The organism is Variovorax sp. LjRoot84 (genome assembly GCF_964254305.1).
Classification (GTDB): Bacteria; Pseudomonadota; Gammaproteobacteria; order Burkholderiales; family Burkholderiaceae_C; genus Variovorax.
The window spans coordinates 3,480,272-3,506,867 of record NZ_CAXUTE020000001.1; the positions used below are offsets into that span (position 1 = coordinate 3,480,272).

22 protein-coding genes are annotated in these 26,596 nt (G+C 64.2%); 11 read left to right on the forward strand and 11 right to left on the reverse strand.

Translation table 11 applies throughout. From position 1 onward, the window contains the following. Positions 1–12 precede the first annotated feature (12 nt). The 9 genes from ACSQ9I_RS17400 (at position 13) to ACSQ9I_RS17440 (ending at position 12,626) form a co-directional block, all read left to right on the forward strand. Positions 13–1,791 (forward strand): acyl-CoA dehydrogenase C-terminal domain-containing protein, encoded by a 1,779-nt coding sequence (locus tag ACSQ9I_RS17400; RefSeq protein ID WP_436313887.1) that lies wholly within the window; start codon positions 13–15, stop codon positions 1,789–1,791. 24 nt (positions 1,792–1,815) lie between these two features. Next, a complete protein-coding gene (locus tag ACSQ9I_RS17405) occupies positions 1,816–2,847 on the forward strand; it encodes an AraC family transcriptional regulator (RefSeq protein WP_436313888.1) in 1,032 nt (343 codons plus the stop codon). Between the two features lie 173 nt (positions 2,848–3,020). After that, the gene (locus ACSQ9I_RS17410; protein WP_436313889.1) at positions 3,021–3,803 is read left to right on the forward strand and encodes an SDR family oxidoreductase; all 783 of its coding nucleotides are present in this window, start codon (positions 3,021–3,023) and stop codon (positions 3,801–3,803) included. Between the two features lie 14 nt (positions 3,804–3,817). Further along, the gene (locus ACSQ9I_RS17415) at positions 3,818–4,915 is read left to right on the forward strand and encodes an enolase C-terminal domain-like protein (protein ID WP_436313890.1); all 1,098 of its coding nucleotides are present in this window, start codon (positions 3,818–3,820) and stop codon (positions 4,913–4,915) included. Positions 4,916–5,050: 135 nt separating this feature from the next. After that, positions 5,051–6,028 carry a Bug family tripartite tricarboxylate transporter substrate binding protein gene (locus ACSQ9I_RS17420; protein ID WP_436292838.1) on the forward strand — a complete coding sequence of 326 codons (978 nt, stop codon included), beginning with the start codon at positions 5,051–5,053 and terminating at the stop codon, positions 6,026–6,028. Positions 6,029–6,062: 34 nt separating this feature from the next. Next, complete coding sequence (locus tag ACSQ9I_RS17425) at positions 6,063–7,037, forward strand: Bug family tripartite tricarboxylate transporter substrate binding protein (RefSeq protein ID WP_436313891.1); 975 nt, start codon at positions 6,063–6,065, stop codon at positions 7,035–7,037. A 16-nt stretch (positions 7,038–7,053) separates the two neighbouring features. Beyond that, positions 7,054–7,998 (forward strand): 2-dehydropantoate 2-reductase, encoded by a 945-nt coding sequence (locus ACSQ9I_RS17430; protein WP_436313892.1) that lies wholly within the window; start codon positions 7,054–7,056, stop codon positions 7,996–7,998. After that, on the forward strand, positions 7,995–11,534 hold the full coding sequence (locus tag ACSQ9I_RS17435) for an indolepyruvate ferredoxin oxidoreductase family protein (protein ID WP_436313893.1): 3,540 nt from the start codon (positions 7,995–7,997) through the stop codon (positions 11,532–11,534). The genes ACSQ9I_RS17430 and ACSQ9I_RS17435 overlap by 4 nt, the downstream gene beginning before the upstream one ends. A 21-nt stretch (positions 11,535–11,555) precedes the next feature. Continuing rightward, the gene (locus ACSQ9I_RS17440) at positions 11,556–12,626 is read left to right on the forward strand and encodes an enolase C-terminal domain-like protein (RefSeq protein WP_436313894.1); all 1,071 of its coding nucleotides are present in this window, start codon (positions 11,556–11,558) and stop codon (positions 12,624–12,626) included. Between the two features lie 186 nt (positions 12,627–12,812). On the opposite strand, the gene ACSQ9I_RS17445 is transcribed toward ACSQ9I_RS17440, so the two are convergent. The 11 genes from ACSQ9I_RS17445 to ACSQ9I_RS17495 form a co-directional block, all read right to left on the reverse strand. Beyond that, the gene (locus tag ACSQ9I_RS17445; protein WP_436313895.1) at positions 12,813–13,094 is read right to left on the reverse strand and encodes a putative quinol monooxygenase; all 282 of its coding nucleotides are present in this window, start codon (positions 13,092–13,094) and stop codon (positions 12,813–12,815) included. Between the two features lie 9 nt (positions 13,095–13,103). Next, positions 13,104–13,769 (reverse strand): flavin reductase family protein, encoded by a 666-nt coding sequence (locus tag ACSQ9I_RS17450; protein WP_436313896.1) that lies wholly within the window; start codon positions 13,767–13,769, stop codon positions 13,104–13,106. Positions 13,770–13,800: 31 nt separating this feature from the next. Then, positions 13,801–14,781 carry a Bug family tripartite tricarboxylate transporter substrate binding protein gene (locus ACSQ9I_RS17455; RefSeq protein ID WP_436313897.1) on the reverse strand — a complete coding sequence of 327 codons (981 nt, stop codon included), beginning with the start codon at positions 14,779–14,781 and terminating at the stop codon, positions 13,801–13,803. Positions 14,782–14,911: 130 nt separating this feature from the next. After that, positions 14,912–16,102, reverse strand: coding sequence for a CoxG family protein (locus tag ACSQ9I_RS17460; RefSeq protein ID WP_436313898.1), 1,191 nt, complete (start codon positions 16,100–16,102; stop codon positions 14,912–14,914). 43 nt (positions 16,103–16,145) lie between these two features. Further along, positions 16,146–16,745 (reverse strand): DUF302 domain-containing protein, encoded by a 600-nt coding sequence (locus ACSQ9I_RS17465; protein ID WP_436313899.1) that lies wholly within the window; start codon positions 16,743–16,745, stop codon positions 16,146–16,148. A 40-nt stretch (positions 16,746–16,785) separates the two neighbouring features. Then, on the reverse strand, positions 16,786–17,643 hold the full coding sequence (locus ACSQ9I_RS17470) for an FAD binding domain-containing protein (RefSeq protein WP_436313900.1): 858 nt from the start codon (positions 17,641–17,643) through the stop codon (positions 16,786–16,788). After that, complete coding sequence (locus ACSQ9I_RS17475) at positions 17,640–20,036, reverse strand: xanthine dehydrogenase family protein molybdopterin-binding subunit (RefSeq protein ID WP_436313901.1); 2,397 nt, start codon at positions 20,034–20,036, stop codon at positions 17,640–17,642. The genes ACSQ9I_RS17470 and ACSQ9I_RS17475 overlap by 4 nt, the downstream gene beginning before the upstream one ends. Then, entirely contained in the window at positions 20,033–20,545 is a 513-nt protein-coding gene (locus tag ACSQ9I_RS17480; protein ID WP_436313902.1) for a (2Fe-2S)-binding protein, read from the reverse strand. Before ACSQ9I_RS17480 ends, ACSQ9I_RS17475 begins: the two co-directional genes overlap by 4 nt. Continuing rightward, the gene (gene fahA / locus ACSQ9I_RS17485; RefSeq protein ID WP_436313903.1) at positions 20,542–21,858 is read right to left on the reverse strand and encodes a fumarylacetoacetase; all 1,317 of its coding nucleotides are present in this window, start codon (positions 21,856–21,858) and stop codon (positions 20,542–20,544) included. Before fahA ends, ACSQ9I_RS17480 begins: the two co-directional genes overlap by 4 nt. A 5-nt stretch (positions 21,859–21,863) precedes the next feature. After that, the gene (locus tag ACSQ9I_RS17490; RefSeq protein ID WP_436313904.1) at positions 21,864–23,135 is read right to left on the reverse strand and encodes a CaiB/BaiF CoA transferase family protein; all 1,272 of its coding nucleotides are present in this window, start codon (positions 23,133–23,135) and stop codon (positions 21,864–21,866) included. Between the two features lie 2 nt (positions 23,136–23,137). Beyond that, on the reverse strand, positions 23,138–23,935 hold the full coding sequence (locus tag ACSQ9I_RS17495) for an enoyl-CoA hydratase/isomerase family protein (protein WP_436304328.1): 798 nt from the start codon (positions 23,933–23,935) through the stop codon (positions 23,138–23,140). Between the two features lie 149 nt (positions 23,936–24,084). Between ACSQ9I_RS17495 and ACSQ9I_RS17500 the strand changes: the two genes are divergently transcribed. Together ACSQ9I_RS17500 and ACSQ9I_RS17505 are read left to right on the forward strand one after the other, a co-directional pair. After that, entirely contained in the window at positions 24,085–25,143 is a 1,059-nt protein-coding gene (locus ACSQ9I_RS17500) for an AraC family transcriptional regulator (RefSeq protein ID WP_436313905.1), read from the forward strand. A 279-nt stretch (positions 25,144–25,422) separates the two neighbouring features. After that, positions 25,423–26,454: an alpha/beta fold hydrolase gene (locus tag ACSQ9I_RS17505; protein ID WP_436313906.1), complete on the forward strand. Its 1,032-nt coding sequence runs from the start codon at positions 25,423–25,425 to the stop codon at positions 26,452–26,454. The last annotated feature ends 142 nt before the right edge of the window (positions 26,455–26,596 follow it).

Below are 26,596 nucleotides of genomic sequence, written 5' to 3' on the forward strand. Positions count from 1 at the left end.
AGGAGCAGCACCATGACCTACCAGATCCCGCTGCGTGACATTCAATTCGTCTTGCACGAGCTGCTCCAGGTGCCTGCCATGCTGGAGGCCTGCGGCCAGCCGGAGCTCGATGGCGAGACCATCGACCAGGTGCTCACCGCCGCCGGCCAGTTCGCATCCGAGGTGATTGCGCCGCTCAACGCGCCGGGAGACGAGCACGGTTGCAGCATGCCTTCGGCCGGCGTGGTGCAGACGCCGCCGGGCTTCAAGAAAGCCTACGACGAGTTCACGAAGAACGGCTGGGCCGGACTGGCGTGCAGCCCCGAGTTCGGGGGCCAGGGCTTTCCTTCGGTCGTGGCCAACGCGGTCTATGAAGTCTTCGGCGGCGCGAACATGGCGTGGTCGTCCTATCCCGGCATGTCGCACGCGACGTACGTGAACGTGGCGGCCAATGGATCGGAGGAACAGAAGGCACTCTATCTGCCGAAGATCGCGTCGGGCGAGTGGGCCGGAACGATGTGCCTGACGGAGCCAAACGCGGGCACAGACCTGGGCCTGATGCGAACCCGCGCCGTGGCGCAGGCCGACGGCAGCTACAGCATCACCGGCAGCAAGATCTTCATCTCGGGCGGCGAGCAGGACCTGACCGACAACATCATGCACCTGGTGCTCGCGCGCATGCCGGACGCGCCGTCGGGCGTGAAGGGCATTTCTCTTTTCATCGTTCCGAAATTCATCCCCGATGCAAGCGGCGCGGCCGGAGCACGTAATGCGGTGGTCTGCGGCTCCATCGAGCACAAGCTGGGCATCCACGGCAACTCGACCTGCACCATCAATTTCGACGGTGCGACCGGCTGGCTGCTGGGCGCACCCAACAAGGGTCTGGCGGGCATGTTCGTGCAGATGAACCACATGCGCGTGCTCGTCGGCATGATCGCCATCGGCCTGATGGAAGCAGCCTATCAGAAGGCCTTGGCCTATGCGAAGGAGCGCCTGCAGGGCCGCGCCAGCGGTGCGAGATCGTCCGGCGAAGTCGCCGACCCGATCATCGGGCATGCCGACGTGCGCCGCATGCTGCTCACGCAGAAGGCGAACATCGAGGGCGCGCGCGCGCTGGCGCTGTGGACCTCGCAACTGAGCGATGTGCAGCGCCTTCATCCCGACCCCGCCAAACGCAACGAGACGGCCGAACTGCTCGGACTGCTGACCCCGCTCGTGAAGGCGCTGTCCAGTGACCTCGCCGTGGAATCCACGCTGCTGGCCATGCAGGTGTTCGGCGGGCACGGCTACATACGCGAGAACGGTGTCGAGCAGCATCTGCGAGATGTGCGCATCGTCGGGCTCTACGAGGGCACGAACGGCGTGCAGGCCATGGACTTGCTCGGGCGCAAAGTGCTGGGGGACGGAGGCCGGCAAATGGCCACCTTCCTGGACATGGCCGCCGCATTCACCGAAACCTGCGGCCCGCGCGAGGTGATGCGCGAGTTCGCGGAGCCGCTGGCGGCATTGGTCGCTGAAGTGAGGCAACTCACCAGCGAGCTCGTAGCCACGTCCGCGACTGACCCTGACGCGGCCGGGGCAGCCGCAGTGCCCTATCTGCGCCTGGTGGGGCATGTGGCCCTCGCATGGACCTGGGCACGCATGGCGGAAGTTGCGGCGAAGCAGTCCGAATCGACCGATCCTATCTACGCGTCGAAGATGGCCACTGCCCGCTTCTACTACCAGCGGCTGTTGCCGCAGACGGCGGCACTCTGCGGCGAAATCCGAGCGGGATCGTCCGCATTGATGGCGCCGACGCTCGACCTTTTCTAGTGGCGGCGCTACAGCATCGCTGCCATGACGCTGAATGCCGCAAGCCTCAAGACCGTTGCGCCCGGCGCCGCCATGCTGGGTTTTTCGGCGCTGGCAGCACAGCTGCGATGCGATGGGGTCGCCCTGTCCGACCTCTTCGCAGGCACGGGGCTGGAGCCCGACGACATCGACAACGCCTACGCCCCGATGTCGCCGGCCCAACGGATGGCGGTATTTGCCAATGCGCAAAGGCTGTCGTCCGAGTCCGACGTGGCCCTGCGTGCCGGGGCACGCCAGCGCATCGGCGACTTCGGCATCTACGGCTTCGCACTGGCCAGCAGCGCTACGTTCCGGGACGGGCTTGAATTCGGCATCGCGCACATGCAGCCTGCCATGCCGTTCCTGCAGCCCACGCTGCGCATCGTGGGTGACGTGGCCATCCTGACGTGTGCACCCGCCGAGCGTTTTGGCGCCGTCCTCCCCTTCGTGGCGGAGTTCTGGCGCAGCTCGCTCAATTCGCTGTTCCGGCGCGTGCTCGAGGTGCCCTTGCCCGCCCGGCGCCTCGTTTGCAATTACCCGGCTCCAGCGCACTGGCGGTCCTACGCGCCAATCTTCGGTTGCACGCCCGAGTTCGACGCCGATGTACTCGAATGGCACTTCGATGCCGCAATCCTGGAGGCGGCCTGCCCGGATGCCAATTCCATCACCCATGAGTTGTGCACGCGGCTGTGTGTGGCCGCCGCGTACGACGGCTACCAGGCCGGCGGTTGGGCGGGGCGCGTGCGCGGCGCCTGCCTGGACGATGCCCGCTGCATGGTGTCGGTCGCGCGGCTGGCGGAGCGGCTGGGCATGTCGGTGCGCACGCTGCACCGGCGTCTGGCGGACCAGGGCGTGACCTTCAAGGGCGTGGTCGACCACACCCGCAAGGAGCTGGCGATCGGCTATCTCAGCAATTCGAAGCTCCCCGTCGTCGACATCGCCGAACGGGTGGGCTTTAGCGAAGCCACCAACTTCCGCAAGGCCTTCAAGCGCTGGACCGGAAAAGTGCCGAGCGACTACCGGACCGGGGCCGCCTGAGCGCCTCGCCAGGCCACGACCGTGCAGCCCGGGGACACGGCCGCATGGCACAAACGAACCCCCCTCTGGCGCTACCAGACCTCGTCGGCCAGCGACGCCCGCCACAGAATTTGGCGACACAAGGCACACCGTCATGCTCGCATGGGCGCCTTGTCAACACCAAGGAGTGAGCAATGGATTTGGGGATCAGAGGAAAGCGCGCGATTGTCTGCGGCGCGAGCAAGGGGCTGGGCAAAGGCTGCGCCCTGGCGCTCGCGAGCGAAGGCGTGGAGCTGCTCATCACCGCTCGCGGCGTGGACGCTCTGGAGAGCACGGCGCACGAAATCCGCAGCAGCACCGGCGCGACGGTAAAGACCGTGGCTGCCGACATCGCAACGCCCGAGGGCCGCCAAGCTGTGCTTGCGGCGCTGTCGGCGCCCGACATTCTGGTCAACAACGCGGGCGGCCCCCCACCGGGCGACTTCAGGGAATGGGACCGCGACGCGTGGATCGCCGCCCTGGACGCCAACATGCTGGCGCCGATCGAACTGATCCGCGCCACGGTGGACGGCATGATCGGCCGCAAGTTCGGGCGCATCGTCAACATCACCTCGAGCGCCGTCAAGTCACCGATTGATTTTCTCGGGCTCAGCAACGGCGCGCGCCTGGGGCTGACCGGCTTTGTCGCCGGACTGTCACGGCAGATCGTGAAGCACAACGTGACGATCAACGCCCTGCTGCCCGGCTTCCACGCGACCGACCGCATCCTCATGGGCTTCGCCGTGCTGGGCAATCGCAGCGGCAAGACCCCGGACGAAGCACGTGACGCCATGCTGCAGCAGGTGCCGGCCGGGCGCTTTGGCACGATCGAGGAATTCGGCCAGACCTGCGCTTTCCTGTGCGGTGCCAACGCCGGTTTCATGACCGGGCAGAACCTGCTGCTCGACGGCGGCGCCTTCACGGGCACGTTGGGCTGAACGTGGTGGTTGCCATGCACCCTCTCCTCACCATCGAGTCCGTCGACGTGCGTGCCGTGCTGGTGCCACTCAAGCGCACTCCGGTGCTCAAGAGCATGTCCCCGCCGGCCTGGACCATCATCCTGATCGACCTGCACATGCAGGGAGGCGTGGTGGGACGCAGCTACCTGCAGCCCTACCTGCCCAACAGCGTGCGCTACATCGCCCCCCTCATCCGCGACTTGGTCGAACGCTTCAAGGGCAAGCCCGCCAACCCGGTCGACCTGTTCCGCCAAGCGCGCCAAAGCCTCTGGCCCATCGGGCTGGAAGGCGTCACGCTGGCCGCGATCTCCGGCCTCGATATGGCGTTGTGGGACGCGCTGTCCAAGGCGGCGCAGTTGCCGCTGGCCCGGTACCTCGGCGGCAGCGTGGGCCCGGTCAAGGCGTACAACAGCAACGGCCTGTGGCTGATCGATCCCTCGGAGGTGGCGCGCGAGACCGAGGAGCTCATCGCGCAGGCGGAGTTCACCTCCCTGAAGATCCGACTGGGACGCGACAGCCTGGCACAGGATCTTGCGTCCATCGCGGCCGCCCGGCGCGCCGGCGGCGCATCGCTGCAACTCATGGCCGATTTCAGCCAGGCCCACACCATGGACGAAGCCATTGCGCGCTGCCGCGCGCTGGACGGCGAAGGGCTCTACTGGATGGAGGAGCCGATCGCATGCGACAACCTCTCGGGATTGGCGCAGTTGCGCCGCCGGCTGTCGACGCCGATCCAGGTCGGCGAGAACTTCTGGGGTCCGCGCGCGCTGCAGATCGCACTCGAACTGGACGCCACGGACTTCGTCATGCCCGACCTGATGCGCATCGGCGGCGTAACCGGCTGGATGCGCGCCGCCGGGATCGCAGCGGCCAAGGGGGTTCCAGTGTCCACCCACCTATACCCCGAGTTCTCGGCTCACCTGATGCGGGTGACGGAAACCGCGCACTGGCTGGAGTGGTGCGATTGGGCCGATTCAATCCTGGCAGAGCCCTTCGAGGTCCGCAACGGCGCAGTCCACATTCCCGAACGGCCCGGCAGCGGGATCGAGTGGAACGAGAGCGCAATTGCCAAGTACGCCTACCGCTTCTGAACGGCGATGGCGGCAAGGTTGAGGAAACGGCGAAAGGACATTGAGAAATCGCGCTCCTTCGGGGGACGCGGAAGTGGCGCGTGGCAGAGCTACTGCAACGCGACCTGGGGACCGAAAAGAACGGAGACAATTTTCATGCACAGCATCAAACGATCGATCTTGCTGGGGGCGTTCGTCGCCGCCGCAGCCATCAGCTCGAATTCATGGGCGCAGGCTTATCCGACCAAACCGGTAACGATCCGGGTGGCCTTTCCTGCGGGCGGGACTGCCGACGTCTTCATCCGGCAAATCCTGCCCAGGATGCAGGCCGAGTTGGGCCAGCCATTGATGGTCGAGAACCTGTCCGGCGCCGGCGGAGCGATCGGTGCAGTCAATGTCCTCAAGGCACCGGCCGACGGCTATGTCGTGGCAGGGCACACCAACGACGTTATCCTGACCCCGCTGGCGATGGCATCGGCCCAGTACAGACCCAACCAGTTCCGGATGGCGGCGGCACTGGGATTGAGCGACATGCTGCTGGTGGCGCGGCCTTCGATGACGGCCCATACCCTGGCCGAGCTGGTGGACTACAGCAAGACGTTGCCAAACGGCCTGTCGCTGGCCCATCAGGGCCCGGGGTCGAGCTCGCAGCTCGCAGGCGACGACATGAAAGCGGCCAGCGGCCTCAAGGCGGCAGGCATACCGTACAAGGGAATGGCGCCGCTCGTCCAGGATTTGCTCGGTGGCCATGTGGACATCGGGTTCATCCCACTGGGCATGGCCACCGTGGCGATGGTTCAGCAAAAGAAGCTGATCGCTATCGGCATTGCCGCGGCCAAGCGCAACCCCATGCTGCCCGATGTGCCCACGCTATCCGAAGCCCACCCCGAGCGGCCAGTCCTCCACCGGCAATGGATCGGCCTGCTGGTGCCGCGAGCCACGCCGGATGCCATCGTGCAACGCCTGAACAAGGCGGTGACCGAAGCTGTGCTGAGCCCCGAATTTCAGAAGTTCGCCAGCGAAGGCGGGGTCATCACCTTGGCAATGTCCGCCAAGGAATCCGACGATTTCTACAACGCCGAGATTCTGAAATATGGCGATCTCGCGCGGCAGACCAATCTGCAGCCGCAGTAGCGCGCCCCATTCGGCCCATCAAAAAAGCAATGCGATGAAAAAAATCCTGTTGGCCGCGGCGGTCGCCGCTTCGTTTTTTCTTCCCGCCGCGTACGCACAATACGCGAGCGGCAAGCCCCTCACTATTCGAGTAGCCTGGCCTGCCGGTGGCGCAGTGGACGTGACTTTCCGGCAGATACAGCCGGCCTTGCAGGACGGCTTGGGGCAGACCGTCGTCGTCGAAAACCTGCCGGGCCTGGGCGGCGCGCTGGGCGCGATGAACGTGGCTTCGGCGGCACCCGACAACGCTGTGGTCCTGGGCACGAGCGGACCCGACCTGATCCTGGCACCGTTGAGCATCGCGACCGCGAAATACTCGCCGGAGTCGTTCAAGCTGGTCGCGCCCCTGGGCACGACGGACTTCATTTTGCTGAGCGCGTCCAAGCATTCGTTCAAGAACGTCGATGAGCTTGTGGCCTACGTGCGCAAGCCCGGCAACCAGGAACTCTCCATCGGCAACATCGGTTACGGCTCCTCATCCCACATAGCGGCTGCCGACTTCGAGGCGCGTATCGGCGCAAAGCTGATGGCGGTGCCCTACAAAGGCACTGCGTCGATGGTGCCCGACCTGGTGGGCGGCCAGATTGACCTGGCGTTCCTTCCCCTCGCCGGTCCTGTGGTCGGATTGCTGAAGTCCGGCAAGGTGAAGGCGATCGGCATTGCGAGCGAACAGCGCAACCCCGACCTGCCCGACGTTCCCACCTTGAGCGAGGGCAGTTCCCTCAAGTCGTTCAGCCACTCAGTCTGGAGCGGCCTGTTTGTCCCGACGCGGGTTCCGGATGCCGAAGTGGCGCGCCTGAACCGTGCCAGCGCCGAGGCGCTGGGAAAGCCTGAATTCCTGCGCTTCGTGCGCGAAAACAGCTCGCGGGTCTTGGGGCCGCTGGACACGGTACAGGCGGCCAACTTCTTCAGGGACGAGGCCGCCAAGATGCGCGCCGTGGCCAAGTCGATCAACTTGCAAGCGCAGTAAACAGAGGGACATCTCCATGCAAATTCTGGTGTTGGGAGCCGGTGCGACCGGCGGCTATTACGGGGCCCGCCTGCAACAGGCCGGCGCGCAAGTGCGTTTCCTGGTGCGCGAGCGGCGTCGTGCTCAACTGCGCGAGCATGGGCTGGTCGCGCGCAGCGCCTTGAGCGACATGAGCCTGCCCGTTGCGACGCTCAGCCGCGGCGAACTGGCGGAGGCTGCGGCGCAGGCAGATGTCGTGCTCTTGACCTGCAAGGCTTTCGAACTCGACGAGGCAATGGACACGATCGCCCCCGCAGTGGCAGCGGGCGCGCTGGTGCTGCCGGTCATCAACGGCATGGAAGCCTACAAGCGGCTGGACCAGCGCTTCGGCCGCGAAAAGGTGCTCGGCGGCATTGCTTACATCGCCACCATGCTGATGCCCGACGGCGCGATCCAGCACTTTGGGCCTAACGACGTGTTTGTCCTCGGCGCGCGTGCTGCGTCGCAAGAGCCCGTTGCACAGCGCTTTCACGAACTGATCGCACGCACGCCCGGCATGCGCAGGCTGTCTGCCGACATCGAGCAGGAGTTGTGGGAGAAGTGGGTGATGCTCGCGTCCGGGGCCACGGCGACCAGCCTGATGCGCGCGAGTGTCAGCGAGATACTGCGCGCCGCGGGCGGGGAGGCAGTGATCCGGCAGTCGATCGAGGAAGTGACGCGCGTCGCGACCCTGTCCGGCCACCCGCCGGGCCCGGCGTCGGTCGGCATGGTCGAGCGCGTCCTGCTGGACCCGGCCTCGCCCTGGGCTGCGTCGATGGCGCGCGACATGATGGCGGGCACGCCCCGCCTGGAGTCACAGGCCATCCTGGGGGACCTGATTGCGCAAGCCAAGCTCGTCGGCACAGCGGTGCCTCTGCTGCAGACCGCTTACTGCAATCTGCAGGTCTACGAGGCCCAGCGCGCGGCAGCTTACGCACGATGAGCCCTACGCCCGACATCATCGATCTCGCCCGACCCCCGGTCGAAGCCGGCGCGCTGCGCTCGCTCGCCAGCCTGGACGAGCGCTTCAATCTGGCGCAGGGCTCGGCATTCCTGACCGGCGCGCAGGCGTTGATCGCCGTGCTGCTGCTGCTGCGCGAACGCGACCGCCGCGCTGGCATGTCCACCGGCGGCTATATCAGCGGCTATCGCGGTTCGCCGCTGGGCACCTTCGACCAGGCACTGTGGGCGGCGGCGCGGCGCCTGGAGGAGGCGGGCATTGTTTTCGATCCGGGCGTCAACGAAGATCTGGCCGCGACAGCGGTGTGGGGTACGCAGCAGCTGGACGCGCTGGGTCCCGCCAACGTCGATGGTGTGTTCGCCATGTGGTACGGCAAGGGGCCCGGCGTCGATCGCTCGGGAGACCCCTTCAAGCACGCCAATTACACCGGCACGCATCCGCGCGGCGGCGTGTTGGCGGTGTTCGGCGACGATCACCCCGGCAAGTCATCAACGGTCGCGCATCAAAGCGAGCAGGCGATGGCCGCCAACTCGATCCCGGTGCTGTATCCATCCAACGTCGAGGACATCGTGCGGTTCGGTTTGCTGGGCTTCGCGCTGTCGCGCTACGCCGGCTGCTGGGCCAGCCTCAAGGTGGTCAACGAGACCATCGAGCAGACGGCCACGGTTGACATCGACCCGCAGGCGCAGCACATCGCCCTGCCCGACCCGGCCGATCTGTTGCCGCCCGAGGGCGTGCATTATCGTGGGGCGTTCGCGCCGGCGCGCGACGAAACCATCCTGATGCATCACCGGTTGCCGCTGGTGCTGCGCTTTGCGCGCGCCAACCGCATCGACCAATGCACGATGGGCGACGAGAGCGCGCGGTTCGGGCTGGTTTCAGCCGGCAAGGCCTACCAAGACACGCGCCAGGCGCTGTCCTATCTGGGCATCGACGACGCGCGGGCTCGCACGCTGGGCTTGGCGCTGTACAAGGTCGGCATGGTGTGGCCGCTGGAGCCGCTCGGGCTCAAGGAATTTGCTGCCGGCAAGGCCGAGCTGTTCTTCATCGAGGAAAAGGCCGCCTTCGTCGAGCGGCAGGCCGCCGCCGTGCTTTACAACGAGGCCGCGCGCCCGCGCATCGTCGGCAAATACAACGAGCACGGCACTGCGCTGGTGGCCCTCGAGAAGCAACTCGAACCACTGGACCTCGCTCTGGCGATCGCCGCCCGGCTTCGCGCGGCGGGCCTGGCCGATGAAGCGCTGGAGGCACGCGTGGCGCTGCTGGCCCCTCGCCGCAGCGGCGTCATCGCATTGGCCGCGGCCCAGGACAGCCGCCCTCCCTATTTCTGCTCGGGCTGCCCGCACAACACATCCACCAACGTGCCTGAAGGCAGCTTCGCCTTGGCGGGCATCGGCTGTCACAGCATGGCGATGTTCTACAAGGCGCGCACCCTGCTGTCCACGCAGATGGGCGGCGAAGGCATGAACTGGAGCGGACTGCACCATTTCACCAAGACACGCCATGTGTTCCAGAACCTCGGCGATGGCACCTACTACCACTCCGGCCTGCTGGCGCTGCGCGGCGCGGTCGCCAGCAAAGCCAACATCACCTACAAGATCCTCTACAACGACGCCGTGGCCATGACCGGAGGCCAGCCCGTGGATGGGCCTATTTCGGTCAGCCGGGTGGCCCGCCAAGTGCTGGGCGAGGGCGTGAAGCAGGTGGTGCTGGTGTCGGACAATCCGGATCTGCACCGGTCCGATGCCGCCATGCCCAAAGAGGTGACGATACGTCACCGCAACGATCTCGATGCGGTGCAGCGCGAACTGCGCGAAGTGGCGGGCTGCACCGTACTCATCTACGAACAGACCTGTGCCGCGGAGAAGCGCCGCCGGCGTAAGCGCAAGGTCATGGTCGATCCGCCCAAGCGGCTGTTCATCAATCAGGCCGTGTGCGAGGGCTGCGGGGACTGCTCGGCGCAATCCGGGTGCATCAGCATCGAACCCGTGGAAACCGCCCTGGGCCGCAAGCGCGCCATCAACCAGTCCTCGTGCAACAAGGACTATCGCTGCGCGGAGGGCTTTTGCCCGTCATTCGTCACGGTCAGCTCGGGCAGCCTGCGCCGGCCCGCGCAGGGCGACATACCCGAGGCGCTGCTGCAGAACATACCCGTACCGCCGGTGCGGCCCCTTGCCGATGGCTTTTCCGTCATGGTGGCCGGCATCGGCGGCACCGGGGTGATCACGGTCAGCGCGGTGCTGGCCATGGCGGCGCACCTGGAACACAAGGCCGCCTCGGTCTACGACATGACCGGCGTGGCGCAGAAGAACGGGACGGTCTTCAGCCACCTGCGCGTCGCAGCGGCGCCCTCGGGCATCGCCAGCCAACGCATCGGCCTGCGCGAAGCCGACCTGATGCTGGCCTTCGACATGCTCGCCGGCTTGGCGGACGAGGCGTCGCGCACACTGGATGCGGAACGCAGCCGTTTCCTCGGCAACGACCGCGTGCCGCCGAGCGCGGTTTTCACCAGGAACCCGGACCATCGGGTCGAAGTGTCCATGCTCCAGCGCAAGGTCGCGGGGGTGGTACGCCCCGAGCATGTGGACTATGTCGATGCGACCGGCCTCGCCACCGCGCTGTGTGGCGACGCGGTGGCGGCCAATACGTTCCTGCTGGGTGTGGCGGCGCAAAAGGGCTGGCTGCCGGTGGGTGTGGCGGCCATCGAGCGGGCCCTGGAGCTCAATGGCGTGCAGGTCGAGTCCAATCGTCGCGCGCTGCGCCTGGGCCGCCTGTGGGTCACCAACCGCGCTGCGGTCGAGGCGGCCTCGGCCGGTATTTCGCCGCCCGCGCCGAAGCTGCCGCAAGGGCTGCAGGAAGTGCTGGCGCACCGCACCGAACTGCTCACGCGCTACCAGAACGCCGACTACGCGCGGCGCTACCACGCGCTGGTCGAAAAAATCGCGCAAGCCGAGGCCGCGGTGGCGCCCGGCAGCCAGCGGCTGTCGCTGGCCGTCGCCGAAAACCTCGCCAAGCTGATGGCCTATAAGGACGAGTACGAGGTGGCGCGCCTGCACACGGCGCCGGAGTTCCAGGCCGCGCTCGCCGCGCAATTCGAGGGTCCGCAGCGCCTGCGCTTCAACCTGGCCCCACCCCTGCTGTCGCGCCGCGACCCGCTGACCGGGCAATTGAAGAAAAGCGAATACGGCCCCTGGATCCTGCCGGCGATGCGCGTGCTGGCCCGCCTTCGATTTGTGCGCGGCACGCGGTTCGACCTGTTCGGCTACACCGCCGAGCGCCGTGCCGAACGCGAGCTGATCGCCAACTACGAGGCGCTGCTGCAACGCCACACAAGTGAACTGCGCGCACACAACCTGGAGATCGCAATTCAGTTGGCCCAACTGCCGCAGCGCATCCGCGGCTATGGCCACGTAAAGGAGCGCAGCATGGCTGAAGCGGAGATCGCCAGGCAAGCGCTGCTGGCCGAATTCGAGGCCTCTTCAGCGCCACCGGCAACAACGGCGCGGGCGGCGGCCTGAACCAATTTTCGAGATCACCCAATGAAAATCACCTCGTTCCAGGTCCGCTGCGTCATCGTGCCAATGCCCGAGCCCCTGCGCACTGCCTCCGGCACGGTCGGGGTGTCGCCCCTCGTGCTCCTGACCATCAACACGGACGCCGGCGTACAAGGCCATAGCATCCTCTTCAGCTACGGGCTCTCCGCACAGAAGCCGTTGGCCGAGCTGATGCGCAATCTCGAATCGGTCGCCGTCGGCCAGCCTCTGGCGCCCGCCGATCTCTCGAGCAGGCTGCATGGGCACTTCCGGATGCTCGGCACCGAAGGCTTGGTCGGGATGGCCCTGGCCGGGATCGACATGGCGGTATGGGACGCTTTCGCTCGCGCACACGAGCTGCCCCTGTCCGCCATGCTCGGATCATCGCCGCGACCGGTCCAGGCCTATGCGGGCGTCAGCTACGAGGGCGTGCTGGGCAGCGGCCAGTCCGCCGAGAAGTGGGCGCGCAAAGGCTTCAAGGCGGTCAAGGCGAAGATCGGTTACCCGACCGTCGCGGAAGACTTGGCCGTCGTGCGCGCCATGCGTTCGGCGATGGGCCCGGACGCGGCCATCATGGTCGACTACAACCAGTCGCTTAACGCCAGCGACGCGGCGAGGCGCCTGCGCGTCCTGGAGGGCGAAGGCCTCGCCTGGATCGAAGAGCCGATCGTTGCCCACGACCACGCCGGGCTGGTGCAGTTGGCAGCGGCCACCACCACGCCGTTGCAAGCCGGTGAAAACTGGTTGGGGGCTCTCGGTTTCCGCCATGCCTTCGACGCGGGTGTGCGCGGCCTGGCCATGCCCGACGCCATGCGATGCGGCGGGGTCACCGGTTGGCAACAAATTGCCGCACTGGGCCAGCTTTATGGCGTGGCGCTTTCCAACCATTTCTGGCCGGAAGTCAGTGCCCATCTGCTTTGCGCTACGCCGACCGCGCATTGGCTCGAATACATGGATTGGTGGAATCCGATCCTGAAGGAGCCGCTCGACGTGCGCGATGGGATGGCCTACACCAGCGAACGGCCGGGGTCGGGAATGGAGTTCAACGAAGAAGCCGTGCAACGATACCTGGTGTGAACGCAACGGTCGGGCATCGCTCTGCGTCTCGATCACGCGGCACCGGTGTTCGAGCTACCCGTGAAATCGATGGGCGCCTTGTTCGCCCCGGGTCTCAGCCATCGGCAGACCGAGTCCACGCGAACCGGCAGGGATGTGGGCGGTCTTGCCGCCCAGATCGAATGGTTCCGAACAACCCTTGTTGCCTCAGGAGACCGATGTCATCTTCAAGAGTTCGGGTTTGCCATCGATGTACGGGCCCAGCTGCCGGCCCAGTGTGCGATAGTGATCCGTCTTGAGATGGGCGGCTGCGGCATCCGCGTCCTTGTACCGCTCGAGGAAGGCAAAGCGGTTTTCACCTTCCGCAAGCAACTCGTACGTGATCACTCCGGCTTCCTTGCAAGAGGCCTCGACCAGTTGTCCTGCTGTCTGCAGAAATTGCTCGGAAGTTCCGGGCACGATTTTGAGTCTGGCTAGTACAACGATCATTTGCATTTCCTAAGTTGAGGTGGTGGTGCCATGACTGGACGGGCTGCTGGCGCCGGCAAGCCGGTTGATCTGAAAAACCGTTTCGGGGGTCACCTGGACGTAGTCATTCAGCCCGCCGGAACGCATGATCGGATAGGCCTGGGCTGTCTGGTAGACGCCATCCTTGAGGAGCAACTTGTCGATGTAGACAGCCACCACCTCGCCCAGGACCAACCAGCCCCCCACCTTTTCGCCGGCCGCATTTCGAAACTGGACGATGTCGATGACCTTGCACTCCATGGCGGCCCGGCTTTCCGCCACACGCGGGACGTTGACCCGCCGGCCCGGCACCGCCGCTAGGCCGGCCAGCGGGAACTCGTCCACGCCATGCGGATGCGGGGCGGAAGTCTGGTTCATCTTGTCGCCGAGCTCCCGGGTCACCAGGTTCCAGACGAACTCGCGTGTTTCGGACGCGTTCTGCACGCTGTCTTTCCAGGCGATCGAAGAAAATCCGATGATCGGCGGGTCGTAGTTGAACGCGTTGAAGAAACTATAGGGCGCGAGATTGACGCGGCCCTGCGCGTCTCGTGAGGAGATCCAACCGATTGGCCGCGGCGCGATCAGCGCATTGAGCGGGTTGTGGCTCAGGCCGTGGCCCTTGGATGGCTCGTAGTAATGAAAGTCCGTGGCGACCATGGTGTTCGGTCTTTGGGCGCAGCGTGTGCTGTTACTCGGGCTGAAGCTTGATCAGCCGCGCGATGTCCGTCAGGCGTTTGGTTTCAGCTTTGAAATACTCGTCGGCCTGCGCAGGCGTCATCGGGTCGAAAGCACGGCCAGCCTGGTCCGCCGCGAACTTGGCGAACTCCGGCAACGTGGTGACCGCGGTGATCGCCTGAGCCAGCTTGGTCACTTCGGTGTTGCCCACTTTGCGATCGACAAAAACACCCGTCCAGATCTGGTGCTCGAAGCCCTTGATCACCTTGCCCTCGTTGAGGGTCGGCACGTTCGGCAAGCTTGCGACGCGCTTCGGGGCCGATACCCCGATGGGGATGACCTTGCCGCTGCTGATCAGGCCCATCGTCGGACCGGCAAGCGGCAGGAAACTCAGGTCCACCTGCCCGCCAACCAGATCGGGAACGATCGGCGCAACGCCCTTGTAAGGAACCTCAAGGAAGCGCACCTTTCCACGATTCTGGAAATCGGCGCCGGCGATGTGCGTCGTCGATCCACGTCCCCAGTGGGCGATCGAGAGTTCCTTGTTCCCCGGCTGCTGCACGTAGGCCAGAAGATCATCGACGCCTTTGAACGAGAAGCGCGGAGAGCTGACGAGCACGAAATCCGTGATCAGCAACGGCGCGACCAGCCGCAACTGGCCCGGGTCGTACTTCGCGGTGGCGAGGGCCAGGGGCGCCAGGATCATGTCCGACGCCGTGTGGCCCACGACGTTGTACCCGTCGGCAGGAAGGCTTAGCGCTTTCATCACGCCAATGGAACCACCTGCACCCGGCAGGTTGTCAATGACAACCGTTTGGCCCAGTTGTGCTTGAAGCCCTGGTTGCAATTGGCGGAACCCGGCATCCGCCGGCCCGCCAGCGGGGAACGGCACGCGAATGGTGACGAGCTTGTTTGGGTAGGTTTGACCCGATGCGCTCAATGCAGGCACAAGCAGTGCTACTGCGAAGGCCATCTGGGATAGAAATGTTTTCATGAGTTTGTCTCCTGCTTTAAGAATGTCAGCGTCCGATAGCGTCGAGAGGGGGATTTGAATCACTGTCTCCTGTCGTCATAGTTGCTCGTATCAAACTCCTCCATAAAGCAGTCACGGGAGATGATTCGCTTCACTGGGCCCACATGGCGACAGCGACTGCGGTGGTGCTCGCGGCCAGCAATGCCCACCACCATTTACTCGCCCAGACCCCGGTCTTGCTCTGAACTGCGGACCGATTCGCCGGCGCAGATCGCAACTGGGCCTCGAAAGCCGAAAAGAAAAGCTTGACGAGGTTCGCTGAGACGACCTCGATCAAGGTTGATCCGACCAAGCTCAGGGGGCCGCGGATCCGAGCCTCGAGCGCATAGCGCACGCGTGTCTTCCTGCCCTCTTCGATCAGCGAGATGTTGGCCGCACCCTTGGTTCCACCGGGCCCCTCGAACGCGAGCACATAGCTGCTTGGAATATCGAGGTCTCTCACTTGGAGCGTTCCTCTCATACGCGCCTTGAGAGGTCCGATGCCCAGAGCCAGCACGGTCGTCAGGTTGTCCACCCGCACCTGATCCAACGATTCGCATCCAAAAATGCAGGACTTGAGCGAATCGGCATTGTTCAGCGCATTGAAAGTCGCGAACAGCGGCGCGGGGATCAGTCTTTCTCCAAGCAGTTTCATCGGCGTGCCGGCAACGGTTGGACGCGAGTTCGCCGACGCGGCGACCTTGCCAAGGACCTTGGGCTGATCCAAGGTCGCTTCGACCTTTGCAGGCTGCAAGCGAGCCTCGGTGGTCTTCGGCGTGGCAGCACCGACCTGGCGCGATGTCGTCGAAGCGTGCGTCTTTCCGGGCACGGCATGCGGAGGCACGCCCGTCGCTTCCACCGCTACCAGCCGCAACCGGTCTTCGAACGCTGAAAAGAAATCCTCGGTAATCTTGGACGCGGCGGCATCGACAAGGCGCGACCCGACCTGCGCCAAGCGGCCACCCACCTGGGCTCGGGCCGAGTAGCGCAGAAGCGTCTGAGCGCCCTCTTCCGTGAGCGACACCTCTGCCGATCCCTTGCCAAAGCCGGCAATCCCGCCCTGGCCTTCGAAGGACACCACATAACTGTGCGGCGGCAGCATGTTGCTCAACTTCAACGTGCCTTTGAAGCGGGCGCTGATGGGTCCGATACGCGCGACCAGCAAGGCCGCCAGCGTGTCGGGCTGCGTCCAATCCAGCGACTCGCAGCCGGCAATGCAGGACTTGAGAAACTCAGCGTCGTTCAGCGACTGCCAGGTCGCCAAGACCGATGCCGGTATCAGTCTTTCGCCAACAAGTTCCATGCGTTCAAGCCCAAGGGCTCCAAAAAGATGATTGAGTGAAACGCTACTTGCCGACGTCCATCAGCAGTTCCTTCAGCGCGACGTCCAGCCGAGCAGCCACGCTGTCGATAGAGGCATTGCCTAACAGTCCAAACATCGAAGAAGGCCTGTCGTACTCGAACACAGCGGTACCGTCGGCGCCCTCGTACAGAATCACACGCACGGGCGCGTAGAGACCTGCGGCCACGTTGTGCTTGTTCATCGAGACGGCGGTCAGGACATTGCCAATGCCGTATCCAACGGCCTTGCGGGGGCCTCCGTCCATGGCCAGTGCGGCGCCGTGATTCAGCGAGTACAGGATCGACAATCCGGCAGGCGCTGCCAGCCGCTCCAGTTCGGCCCGCGCACCGGCCATGTCTCCTTTTTGCAAGTATGGAATCAGCAGATCGACCTGGACAAAACGGACCCGCGATTCAAGCGCAGTCTTCACTTCGTCAAACGACCTTTTTGAACTGATGCGAATGTGCTCCACCGTCAAAGGCCGCATGCTCACCCGATCCTCCTGGGTTGCGGCTGCCGCAGGACCTTGGGTCGTCAGCAGCGCGGCAGCGCCCAGTCCAATCAGGGCGTTCCACCCCGACGAGAGAAAATTGCTTCTGGTCATTGGTCTCGAAATCATCGTTGTCTCCTGGTTACCGTACTGATCAAGCGGCGGACATCACATCGGTGAGCGCGCGGCGAAGCATCGTGCGTCCCAGTTGAGTGCGATAGTCGGCGTCGGCGAAGCGGTCTTCCAGCGGTGACGCGCCCGTGAACGCCAGGTCGATCAGGCGCTCCGTTTGGTCGGGCTGGCCGGCATATCCGGCCAACGCGGTTTCGGCGGCTTTCGCGCGGAATGCATGGGCCGAAAAACCAGTCACCGCAATCCGTCCGCCACTGCAGCGATTGGCCTCGTACGCCAGAACCACCGCCACGCCGACGACGGCGTAACCCGAGGCTGGATGGCGGAACTTGCGGTAAACCCCGCGCCGGTTCGACACCACCGGGATGCGCATGCGCACGACAATTTCGTCGGGCCGCAAGTCGGTTTCGAACAGTCCCTTGAAGAACGAAGCGGCAGGAATCGAACGCTCGCCTTTGGGCCCGACGACTTCGATCGTCGCGTCAAGCGCCAACATCGCCGCCGGCCAATCGGCCGAAGGATCGGCGTTCGCCAGCGAGCCTCCGATGGTGCCGCGATTGCGCACGGTCGGGTCCGCAATCAGCCCGGCGATGCTCGCAAGAAGCGGCAATGCCACGGCCAACTCGGCGTGGTGTTCAAGCTGGGCGTGGGTTGTCGCCGCGCCGATGACAATCTCGCTTGCGCCGATCCTGATGCCTTGCAGTTCAGGCAGTTCGGCGATGTCGATCAGGGTCCCGGGCGCTGCCAGGCGCAGTTTCATCATTGGCAGCAGCGAGTGGCCGCCACTCATCAACTTCGCACCGTCGCCGCCGCGGGTAAGTTGGGCAAGCGCCTCGGACAAGCTGCGGGGTCGGGTGTACTCAAATGCACTCGGGATCATTGGGTCAGCTCCTCTTTCCCGGCGGTTTGTGCGGCACGAATGGCACGCCACACCTTGGGTGGCGTCAACGGCATGTCGATGTGGGTGATGCCGAAGCTCTGGAGCGCATCGCACACCGCACTGACGATGACCGGCGGTGCGCCGACACAGCCGGCTTCGCCGATGCCCTTGACACCCAGCGGATTCACCGGGGTTGGGGTCACCTGGAAGCTGGTTCGCATCGTCGGGACCTGATCGCTTTTAGGCACGGCGTAGTCGAGCAGTGAACCGGTCAGGAGTTGCCCGGTCTCGTCGTATTCGACGCCCTCGTACAAGGCCTGGCCGATGCCCTGGGCGATGCCGCCGTGCATCTGTCCATGGCACAGCATGGGATTGATGAGATTGCCCACATCGTCCACGGCGACATAGTCGAGAATCTTCACCTCGCCTGTCTCGATGTCGACCTCGACGACTGCCGCGTGGCTGCCGAATGGCGCCACCATTTTTTCGGACTGGTAGAACACGGTTTCTTCCAGGCCCGGCTCCATGCCCAGCGGAAGATTGGAGCTGACGTACGCCATGCGCGCGACCTGGCCGAAGCCGACGCTGCGCGCTTTTGTCTCGCCCGCGACGCTGAACATTCCCCCCGCATAGTTGACGTGTTCCGGCGTCGAGTCCAGCATGGTGGCGGCGATGAGCTTGGCCTTGGCAAGCACCTTTTGCGCCGCATTGTGAGCAGCGGTGCCGCCCACGACCATGGAGCGCGAGTTGAACGTGCCATGGCCGAAGGGCACACGGTCCGTATCGCCCTGGACGACGTCAATATCGTCCATTGGCAACTGCAGCACGCTGCCTACGATCTGCGCGTAGCTTGTCGCGTGCCCATGGCCTTGTGGCATTGACCCCGAGAACAGCGTGACCTTGCCGTCGGAGTGGACCCGCAGCAGTGCGCTTTCCCAACCGCCGCGGTTGAACCCAACCATCTTCATCGCGGCCGAACTGCCGACGCCGACCAGTTCCATGTAGCAGGTGACGGCAACGCCGACATAGCGCCCCTGCGCCCGCAGGGCGGCCTGCTTCGCGCGCCATCCGTTGTAGTCAATCTCCTTGACCGCGGCCTCGAGGGCACCCTCGTAGTTGCCGGTGTCCCACACGAAAAGCGGGTGTCCGTAGGGCCGGTAGGGAAACTGATGTTTGCGGATCAGGTTGATCCGACGCAGTTCGACCGGATCGATGGCGAGTTTGGCAGCGACCGCGTCCATGGTCCGCTCAATGAGGTAAGCGGCTTCGGGGCGGCCGGCGCCGCGGTAGGCGTCCACCGGCGTGGTGTTGGTCGTCACCAGCCGCATCTGCGCATCCAGTGCGGGGATGTCGTAGTTGCCGCAGGCGAATGACACCGTATTGACCGTCGGGATGCCGGTTGCCATGTTCGACAGGTAGGCACCCAGGTTGGCCAACGAGCGCATCTTGATGCCCAGCACACGACCGTCTTTCGTGACCGCGGCTTCCACGTTCTCGATGTGCGCGCGGCCGTGCGTGGTGGCCATGTGCGCTTCGCTGCGCGTCTCGGTCCAGCCGACCGGCCGCTCGAAATGTTTTGCGGCGAACGCGACCAGAATTTCCTCGGCGTAGAAGTGCATCTTCGCGCCGAAGCCCCCGCCGATGTCGGGCGCGATCAGGTGAATCCTGTGCTCGGGCCAGCCCAAGGTTTCGGCCAGCCAGCGCCTAGACATGTGAGGCACCTGCGTCGGCAGGTAGAAGGTCAGCTTCTCAGTGGTCGTGTCGTAGACGGCTCGCACGGCCCGGGGCTCGATCGGGCTGGGGATCAACCGGTTGTTGACCAGTCGCACCCGAACCAGATGGTCCGCTGCCGCTGCCGCTGCCGCGTAGTCGCCGCCGCCGCCCCTGAAAACAGTGATGAGGTTGCCCGGCACATTGTCATGCAACTGCGGCGCGCCTTCCTGCAGGGCCGCTTCTTCGTCCACCACCGCAGGCAGCACTTCATAGTCGACGAAGATGGCTTCCAGCGCATCGGCAGCTTGCTGGCGCGTATTGGCCACAACGAGCGCGACCGATTCGCCGACGTAGCGCACGCGACCGTCGGCCAGCGGGGGGTGGGCTGGGACGAGGGAGCCGCCCACAACCCAGTTGGGGCGGATGTCGCCGACCTTGCCACGCAGGTCTTCATAGGTCAGGATGCCCACCACACCGGGCATGGACGCGGCGGCAGAGATGTCGATCGACTTGATCAGCGCATGGCCGTGGGGCGAACGCAGCACCATGGCGCAGGTCAGGCCCTTGATCGCGATATCGTCGGTGAATCGGCCGCGGCCGGTCAGAAGAGGCGGGTCTTCGCGTCGGGTGACGGATTGTCCGATATGGTTGACATGTTCAATGTCATCGAGCCTGGTCATTGCGCGAGCTCCTTCTGCTTGCCTGAAGCGTGGCCTGTGTCACCTGCTCGGGTGGCAGCCAGCATGACTGCATTGACTATGTTTTGATAGCCGGTGCAGCGGCACAGATTGCCGTGCAAGGCTTCACGCACCTGCTCTTCGGTCGGATTGGGAACCCGGTCCAGCAGCGCCTGCCCCGCGAAGACCATGCCTGGCGTGCAAAAACCGCATTGGAGCCCGTGCATCTCGGTGAAGGCCTGTTGCAGCGGCGTCATCTTTTTCGGGGTGCCCAGCCCCTCGATGGTTGTGACGCGGTGGCCTTGCGCCTGAACCGCCAGCACCGTACAGGACTTGGCCGTGTTGCCGTCGATCTGCACAGTGCAAGCCCCGCATTGCGAGGTATCGCAGCCGATGTGCGTGCCCGTCATGCCCGCGTGGTCCCGCAGGAAATGCACCAGCAATTCGCGCGACTCGATCTCCGCACTCACCGGAACTCCGTTGACTTCGACGGTCATTTTTTGCGGCGTCATCTCGCATCCCCCACAATTTGAGCCTTGCACTCGCCGAACCCGATCGGCTTGTAGCCATCCCGCTCGCACACGCCGCGCAGCCACACAGTGTCGCCGTCCTCGAGGAAAAGACGCGTTTCACCCGAGGGCAACGACAGGGCCTGCTTACCCCCGGCATTGAACTCGATCAGGCATCCCGAGTCCTTGCGCTCCGGGCCCGAGACGGTTCCACTGGACAACAAGTCGCCCGTGCGCAGGCTGCATCCGTTGCTGGCGTGGTGGGTGAGCATCTGCGTGAGCGTCCAGTACTGGTCGCTGAATTGCGGCTGCGAAATCACGACCGGGGCCATGCCGCTTTTTTGCATCGCCGCGGTCTGCAGCAGAACCTGTAGCGAGATCGAGATGCCACCCTGGGCCGCATGCCTGGCCGACGTGAGCGCCGCCGGTACCGGCGTTTCGCCCGCGTCGCGCGTCGGCGCTGGCACGCGGTACGGCGCCAGCGCTTCCAGCGTCACCACCCACGGTGACGCCGTCGTCATGAAGCTCTTGGCGAGGAACGGCCCCAAGGGATAGCTCTCCCACATCTGGATGTCGCGCGCCGACCAGTCATTGACCAGGCAGAGTCCGAACATGTGGTCGTCGGCCTCGTCGATCGAAATGGGCTGACCCAGGGCGTTTTCCCGGCCAACGAAGCAACCCACCTCCAGTTCGAAGTCCATGCGTTGTGAGGGCGCGTAGACCTGAGCTGCTCCTTGTGGATCCCCAAGCTGTCCTCGCGGCCGGATACAAGGCACGCCGCTTTCGACCACGGTGGAGGCGCGGCCATGGTAGGCAATCGGCATGTGCCGAAAGTTGGGGGCCACGGGCATCTCGGGTCGCATGAGTTCGCCCGTACGCCGCACGTGGTGGATGGAGGTGAAGAAATCGGTGAAATTACCGATCTGTGCCGGCAGGTGCATCTGCGCGTCGCGCATCGGCATCAGGCAGGCACTGGCCGCTGCCGCGTGGCCGCTGTCGGCCCGCAGCAGCGTGAAAACCGCATCCCGCACCGCTTGTCTTGCAGCGCGTCCACTCGACATCAGCAAGTTGAGACTGTTGCCGCGCAGCGCGGCCTGCAAGCCATCCAGGCCGGGCAGCACCCCCCCATCCAAGGCGGCGCTCAGATCGAGGATCTGGTCGCCGATAGCGACACCGATCCTGCGCTCTTTCGCACCCGCCGTGCTGAATACGCCGAGCGGCAGGTTCTGGATGGGAAACTCGGTGCTGGGCGCGTTCGCGCTGGTGACCCAGCTTTGAACGCTCGCATCGTGCGTGTGATCGGTTTCGAAAGTCATGGCGATCAGGCATTCACGGGGTCGGCTGGTGCGTCGGTCGTTGCCGGGGCGACGAACACCGGGGTCTCTGGCACGTGCTCTATCAGCATGCCCGCCGCGGTCGCTGCCTTGATCGCTTCCTGGCTCATGCCCAAGCTCGCAAAAACCTCCGCGTTGTCCTCACCTCGAAACGAAGGCGCCGTGGGGGCGGGAAGCTTGTCCTCCGAGAAGCGCCAGGGCCGGCCGTGTAAACGGTAAGAGCCCCCCCGGCGGTCCGGCACGTCCTGCACGGCACCCCAGTACTCCGCCCATTCGGAATTCGCAATTTCCTCGGTCGTCCGTATCTGGCCCATTGCAATTTTGGCTTCGTCCAACTGTGCATCGAGCGTGGCCATGTCGCGGAACGTGAGCACCCATGCCTGCACGATCGCATGGAGCGCGTCGTAGTTCGCCGCTCGCGCTTGTGCCGTCGCGAAGCGGGGGTCACTCGCCAAGTCGATGCGGCGCATCGCGCCAAGGTACTGCGGGAACGTTCCGCTGCCCACGAGACTCTGCGGCGTCAGGAAGCGCTCGCCCCCCGGCCCGACGAAGAAGGCCCCTTCGGTGGCGCCCAAGATTCCTGGCTCAGCACCCGTGTCGATGCCCGCCATGTCGATGTGCGCACGCTCATTGACGGCCAACATGACCGCCGCCATGGCAACGTCGATGTATTGGCCGCGACCGGTGACTTCCCTGCCCCTGACGGCCGCCAGGACGGCAATGGTCGCTTGCAAGCCGGCGTAAACGTCGGCGTGCGACAGCGGGTCAGGCCGAAGGCGGCTCAGCGAGTCTCCGTAGTGGCGCAGCGTGTTGTGCGTGAACCCGGCTTCTGCTTGTACCGTCGGCGCATAGGCCATGCGCGACGCCCAAGGCCCACCTTGACCGTAGCCCGAGATCGACACGTAGATCAGACGTGGATTGCGCTTTACCAAAGATGCATAGTCAAGCCCAAAGAACTTGAGCGTTCCAGCCCGAAAATTCTCGACCACGATGTCTGCCTGGTCGATCATCTTCAAGACCAGCTCTACAGAACCGTGGACGTTGAGGTCGATGCTGACGTTGCGCTTGCCGACGTTCTGCTGGGCGTAATAGCCGGACATGCCGTCGACGAATGGAAAAGCGAGGCGAGACACGTCGGGACGAGGAGGCTCGATCTTGATCACCTCGGCGCCAAGGTCCGCCAGAGTCCGGGCGCACAGAGGCCCAGCCAGCACGCGCGAGAAGTCGACGACTTTGAGGCCTTGCAGGGGTCCGGACATGATCAGCGCCCCTCAAAATTTGCGAGGCCAGGGCCTTGCTTGAGGAAGGATTCGAGTCCGACCCTCACGTCGTTCGAAGCCCATATCGGCTTTTGCAACTCGGCCATCGCCAGGTCGGCTGCTTCAACACCTTGATTGGCGGCGATCCGGGCAATCTGCTTGGTCACTGCATGTGCAATCGTCGGCCCGTTGGCCAACTCCTGGGCCACCATCATGGTGGACTCTTCCAACTTCTCGTCCGCTACGACCAAGTTGATCAGCCCCCAACGCTCCAGCGTCTCGGCGTCGTACCGGCGCCCGAGCATCGACATTTCCTTTGCGCGGGCCACACCGATCCGCTGAACCTGGCGCTGGATGGCGCCCATCAGAGGGTGCAGGCCCAATGCGCTTTCCACTGAGCCAAACTTGGCCGATGAGGCGGCGATGATGTAATCACAGGCCAGGGCGAGCTCAACCCCACCGCCCAGGCAGGCGCCGTGAACGCTTGCCACGATGGGCACGGGCAAATTTTCGAACGCATTCAGTACGTCCACCGGATTCCACATCGGTGCGCTCGCAGCCTTACCGTCCTTCTTGCCCTGCTCCAAAAGCGCTTCGAACTGGGTGACGTCCGCACCCGCGCAGTAGTGCCGCAGGCCGCTGCGCAGAACGATGGCGCGGCTGCCTTGCGCAGCGGCGTCGCGCATCTTCGCGATCAGCGGATTGAACAGCGCAGGCCCCATCAAGTTGTAGGGACGGTAGTTCATGGTCAGCACAGTCACATCGCCATGCTTTGTCGCGACAATAATCTCTTCACTCATCGGGGTCTCCTGGTTAGTTCAAGAAAATCGGGCACCGCAACGCGCCTTTCTGGGTGCGATTTTCTGAGCGCAACATCAGAAGGAAAAGGTGATTTAATGCCAATATGCAGGTTGGCTGATGCCACACCTTCGACTAGCGGGGTTTCACGATGGCACTGCCCAAGCTGACTTTCATCCACCGCCCAGGGGATCGCAACACGCCGCAACTCAGCGTCTTCGGCTTGAAGGCACTCGTCGCAGAGATGGAGAGTCAGGGCGTGTCTTCGCGCGCCTTTCTGAGTCGAACGGGGGTGCTCAGCGAGCAGTTCGACGATCATTCAATGCTGATCTCCCGGGACCAGCGTTTGGCCATCTATCGCAACGCGCAGCGCCTCGCGAAGCGATCGGATGTGGCACTGCGGGCCGGGGCCCGGCAGCGCATCAGCGATTTCGGCGTCTGGGGCTATGCCTTGGCCAGCAGCAAGACACTCGGGGATGCGATGGACCTGTGTTTTCGACAGCTTCGGCAAGTCGGACCTGTGCTGCAGATCACCTCACGCGTTGAAGGGGGGACGATCAAGTTGCGCAGTCATGACCCGGCGTCGCTGGGCGAACTCCTGCCATTCGTTGCGGAGTTCTGGCGCAGCTCGAACCATGCCTTCCTCAGCCACATACTGGAGGCGCCGCTTCCTTCCGCGCGCATGCTGCTGCCTTACCCCGCGCCGCCTCATTGGCGAACTTACAGGCAGATGTTCAACTGCCCGGTCGAGTTCGCAGCCGAGACGATGGAGTGGCACTTTCCCGAATCGGCCTGGAGCTTGCCTTTGCCCAACGCGAACCCCGTGTTGGTCAAAGTTTGCCAGCGCTTCTGCGAACAGGTCTTGTCGGAGCAACCCCCGGGGTCGGAGCTCGCTGACTCCATCAGGGTCATTCTCGTGAACCAGCCGGGTCGCTTCCCGAATATCGATGAGATTGCTGCAGACCTTGGCACGTCGCTGCGCACGCTCAACCGCAGACTGGCTTCAGAGGGACTATCCTACCAATCGATCATCGACGATGTACGCCGCACGCTCGCCGTGGAGTATCTCGAGCGCACCGCGCTCTCGGTCGAAGAGATCTGTGAGCGCGTTGGCTTTTCGGATCCGTCCAACTTTCGGAAGGCGTTCAGAAAGTGGACGGGGAGACCGCCAAGTCATTTCCGGACCGAGACTGCGGCGGCGAGGACATAGGGCGGCGGTTTGGGCGGCAAAGCGTATTGCGCCACCGCGCGGGATTGACAATGCACGGTCGTTTGATTAACGTTCGTACAGCAATGTAACGGGCCTGCACTGCATCAAAGTGCGTCGGGTAACGGCCACTGCACGCTGTGAAATCATTGTCGCGTCTACCGAGGGATGCTCGTTGAAGCGCCGAGGTCGTGCTCGACGAGGTGGCGGCCTGCCCCACGTCGTCACCGAATCGTACGTCCGCTGCAAGTAAGTCCTGCCAATATTCCGATGGGGCCCCCGATGTCGCTATTTCAGATCACAGAGAACACGTTCCGAAGTGCACGCAACAGTACTTTCTATTTCGCAAGTGGCCCGACCCGGGGGACACCAATCATCTTCGTTCATGGCTGGCCTGAACTTGCCTTGAGCTGGCGCCATCAGCTTCCAGTCTTCGGTGCACTCGGCTTCAGGGCGATTGCTCCGGACTTGCGAGGCCACGGGAGGTCGTCGCTCTACAGCACGCATGACGCGTATGCCCAGCGCGAAATTGTTGCCGACATGATCGAGTTGCTTGATGCCCTCGGCAATGAAAAGGCGATCTGGGTGGGACACGACTGGGGCGCGTCGGTCGTCTGGAACATTGCCAGCCACCATCCGGACCGTTGCCTTGCGGCGGCCAACCTGTGCGTGCCCTATGCGACATTGGAGCGTGGACTTGATGTGTTGGTCGGGCTGGTCAACCGCGATCTGTACCCGCAAAGCGAGTACCCGTTCGGAAACTGGGAGTACCAGCGCTTCTACGAAGAGCACTTCGCAAAGGCCACGGGCGCGATGGAGGCAAACGTCGCAGGAACCTTCAAGGCACTCTTTCGCGCGGGCAACCCCGATGGGAAGGGCAAGCCGGCGCTTTTGTCTCAGACTCGCCGTGATGGAGGCTGGTTCGGTGGAAAGGGAACCGCTCCAAACGTCCCCCGTGATGAGCGAGTCATCACCGAGAACGATCTGCATGCCTATGCCTCCGCCTATGAGCGAACAAGCTTTTTTGGCACGGACTCCCTGTACATGAATCATGCAGCCAACGCTCGCTATGCTTCCGAGGCGTTGAATGACGGCTATCTCAACCTGCCCATTCTATTTCTGGAAGCGGCACACGACTACACGTGCGACTGTGTGAATTCGCCTTTGACCGAACCGATGAAAAAGCTTTGTCGCGATCTGACGATCGAACGGATCGAGTCAGGACACTGGATGGCACAGGAAAAGCCCGTAGAGGTGAATGCAAGACTCGCGCAATGGCTAGGTGCCAGGATTCCGCATGCCTGGGGTGGCTAGGCGTCAGGACGCGGGCCTGAATTGCGGGTTCTCCTGTGCCACGAACCACCCCTTGGGCGGTCGTCAAGAACATAGTCCTACAGCATCTCGCGCAACTTCGTCTTGAGCATGTTGCCGTGTTGCTCCGAGCGGAACTGCGTCG

What these genes read in the sequence shown, in the direction of transcription:
- ACSQ9I_RS17400 (WP_436313887.1), top strand. Translation starts at nt 13, where the DNA reads ATGACCTACCAGATCCCGCTGCGTGACATTCAATTCGTCTTGCACGAG.
- ACSQ9I_RS17405 (WP_436313888.1), top strand. Translation starts at nt 1,816, where the DNA reads ATGACGCTGAATGCCGCAAGCCTCAAGACCGTTGCGCCCGGCGCCGCC.
- ACSQ9I_RS17410 (WP_436313889.1), top strand. Translation starts at nt 3,021, where the DNA reads ATGGATTTGGGGATCAGAGGAAAGCGCGCGATTGTCTGCGGCGCGAGC.
- ACSQ9I_RS17415 (WP_436313890.1), top strand. Translation starts at nt 3,818, where the DNA reads ATGCACCCTCTCCTCACCATCGAGTCCGTCGACGTGCGTGCCGTGCTG.
- ACSQ9I_RS17420 (WP_436292838.1), top strand. Translation starts at nt 5,051, where the DNA reads ATGCACAGCATCAAACGATCGATCTTGCTGGGGGCGTTCGTCGCCGCC.
- ACSQ9I_RS17425 (WP_436313891.1), top strand. Translation starts at nt 6,063, where the DNA reads ATGAAAAAAATCCTGTTGGCCGCGGCGGTCGCCGCTTCGTTTTTTCTT.
- ACSQ9I_RS17430 (WP_436313892.1), top strand. Translation starts at nt 7,054, where the DNA reads ATGCAAATTCTGGTGTTGGGAGCCGGTGCGACCGGCGGCTATTACGGG.
- ACSQ9I_RS17435 (WP_436313893.1), top strand. Translation starts at nt 7,995, where the DNA reads ATGAGCCCTACGCCCGACATCATCGATCTCGCCCGACCCCCGGTCGAA.
- ACSQ9I_RS17440 (WP_436313894.1), top strand. Translation starts at nt 11,556, where the DNA reads ATGAAAATCACCTCGTTCCAGGTCCGCTGCGTCATCGTGCCAATGCCC.
- ACSQ9I_RS17445 (WP_436313895.1), bottom strand. Translation starts at nt 13,094, where the DNA reads ATGATCGTTGTACTAGCCAGACTCAAAATCGTGCCCGGAACTTCCGAG.
- ACSQ9I_RS17450 (WP_436313896.1), bottom strand. Translation starts at nt 13,769, where the DNA reads ATGGTCGCCACGGACTTTCATTACTACGAGCCATCCAAGGGCCACGGC.
- ACSQ9I_RS17455 (WP_436313897.1), bottom strand. Translation starts at nt 14,781, where the DNA reads ATGAAAACATTTCTATCCCAGATGGCCTTCGCAGTAGCACTGCTTGTG.
- ACSQ9I_RS17460 (WP_436313898.1), bottom strand. Translation starts at nt 16,102, where the DNA reads ATGGAACTTGTTGGCGAAAGACTGATACCGGCATCGGTCTTGGCGACC.
- ACSQ9I_RS17465 (WP_436313899.1), bottom strand. Translation starts at nt 16,745, where the DNA reads ATGACCAGAAGCAATTTTCTCTCGTCGGGGTGGAACGCCCTGATTGGA.
- ACSQ9I_RS17470 (WP_436313900.1), bottom strand. Translation starts at nt 17,643, where the DNA reads ATGATCCCGAGTGCATTTGAGTACACCCGACCCCGCAGCTTGTCCGAG.
- ACSQ9I_RS17475 (WP_436313901.1), bottom strand. Translation starts at nt 20,036, where the DNA reads ATGACCAGGCTCGATGACATTGAACATGTCAACCATATCGGACAATCC.
- ACSQ9I_RS17480 (WP_436313902.1), bottom strand. Translation starts at nt 20,545, where the DNA reads ATGACGCCGCAAAAAATGACCGTCGAAGTCAACGGAGTTCCGGTGAGT.
- fahA (WP_436313903.1), bottom strand. Translation starts at nt 21,858, where the DNA reads ATGACTTTCGAAACCGATCACACGCACGATGCGAGCGTTCAAAGCTGG.
- ACSQ9I_RS17490 (WP_436313904.1), bottom strand. Translation starts at nt 23,135, where the DNA reads ATGTCCGGACCCCTGCAAGGCCTCAAAGTCGTCGACTTCTCGCGCGTG.
- ACSQ9I_RS17495 (WP_436304328.1), bottom strand. Translation starts at nt 23,935, where the DNA reads ATGAGTGAAGAGATTATTGTCGCGACAAAGCATGGCGATGTGACTGTG.
- ACSQ9I_RS17500 (WP_436313905.1), top strand. Translation starts at nt 24,085, where the DNA reads ATGGCACTGCCCAAGCTGACTTTCATCCACCGCCCAGGGGATCGCAAC.
- ACSQ9I_RS17505 (WP_436313906.1), top strand. Translation starts at nt 25,423, where the DNA reads ATGTCGCTATTTCAGATCACAGAGAACACGTTCCGAAGTGCACGCAAC.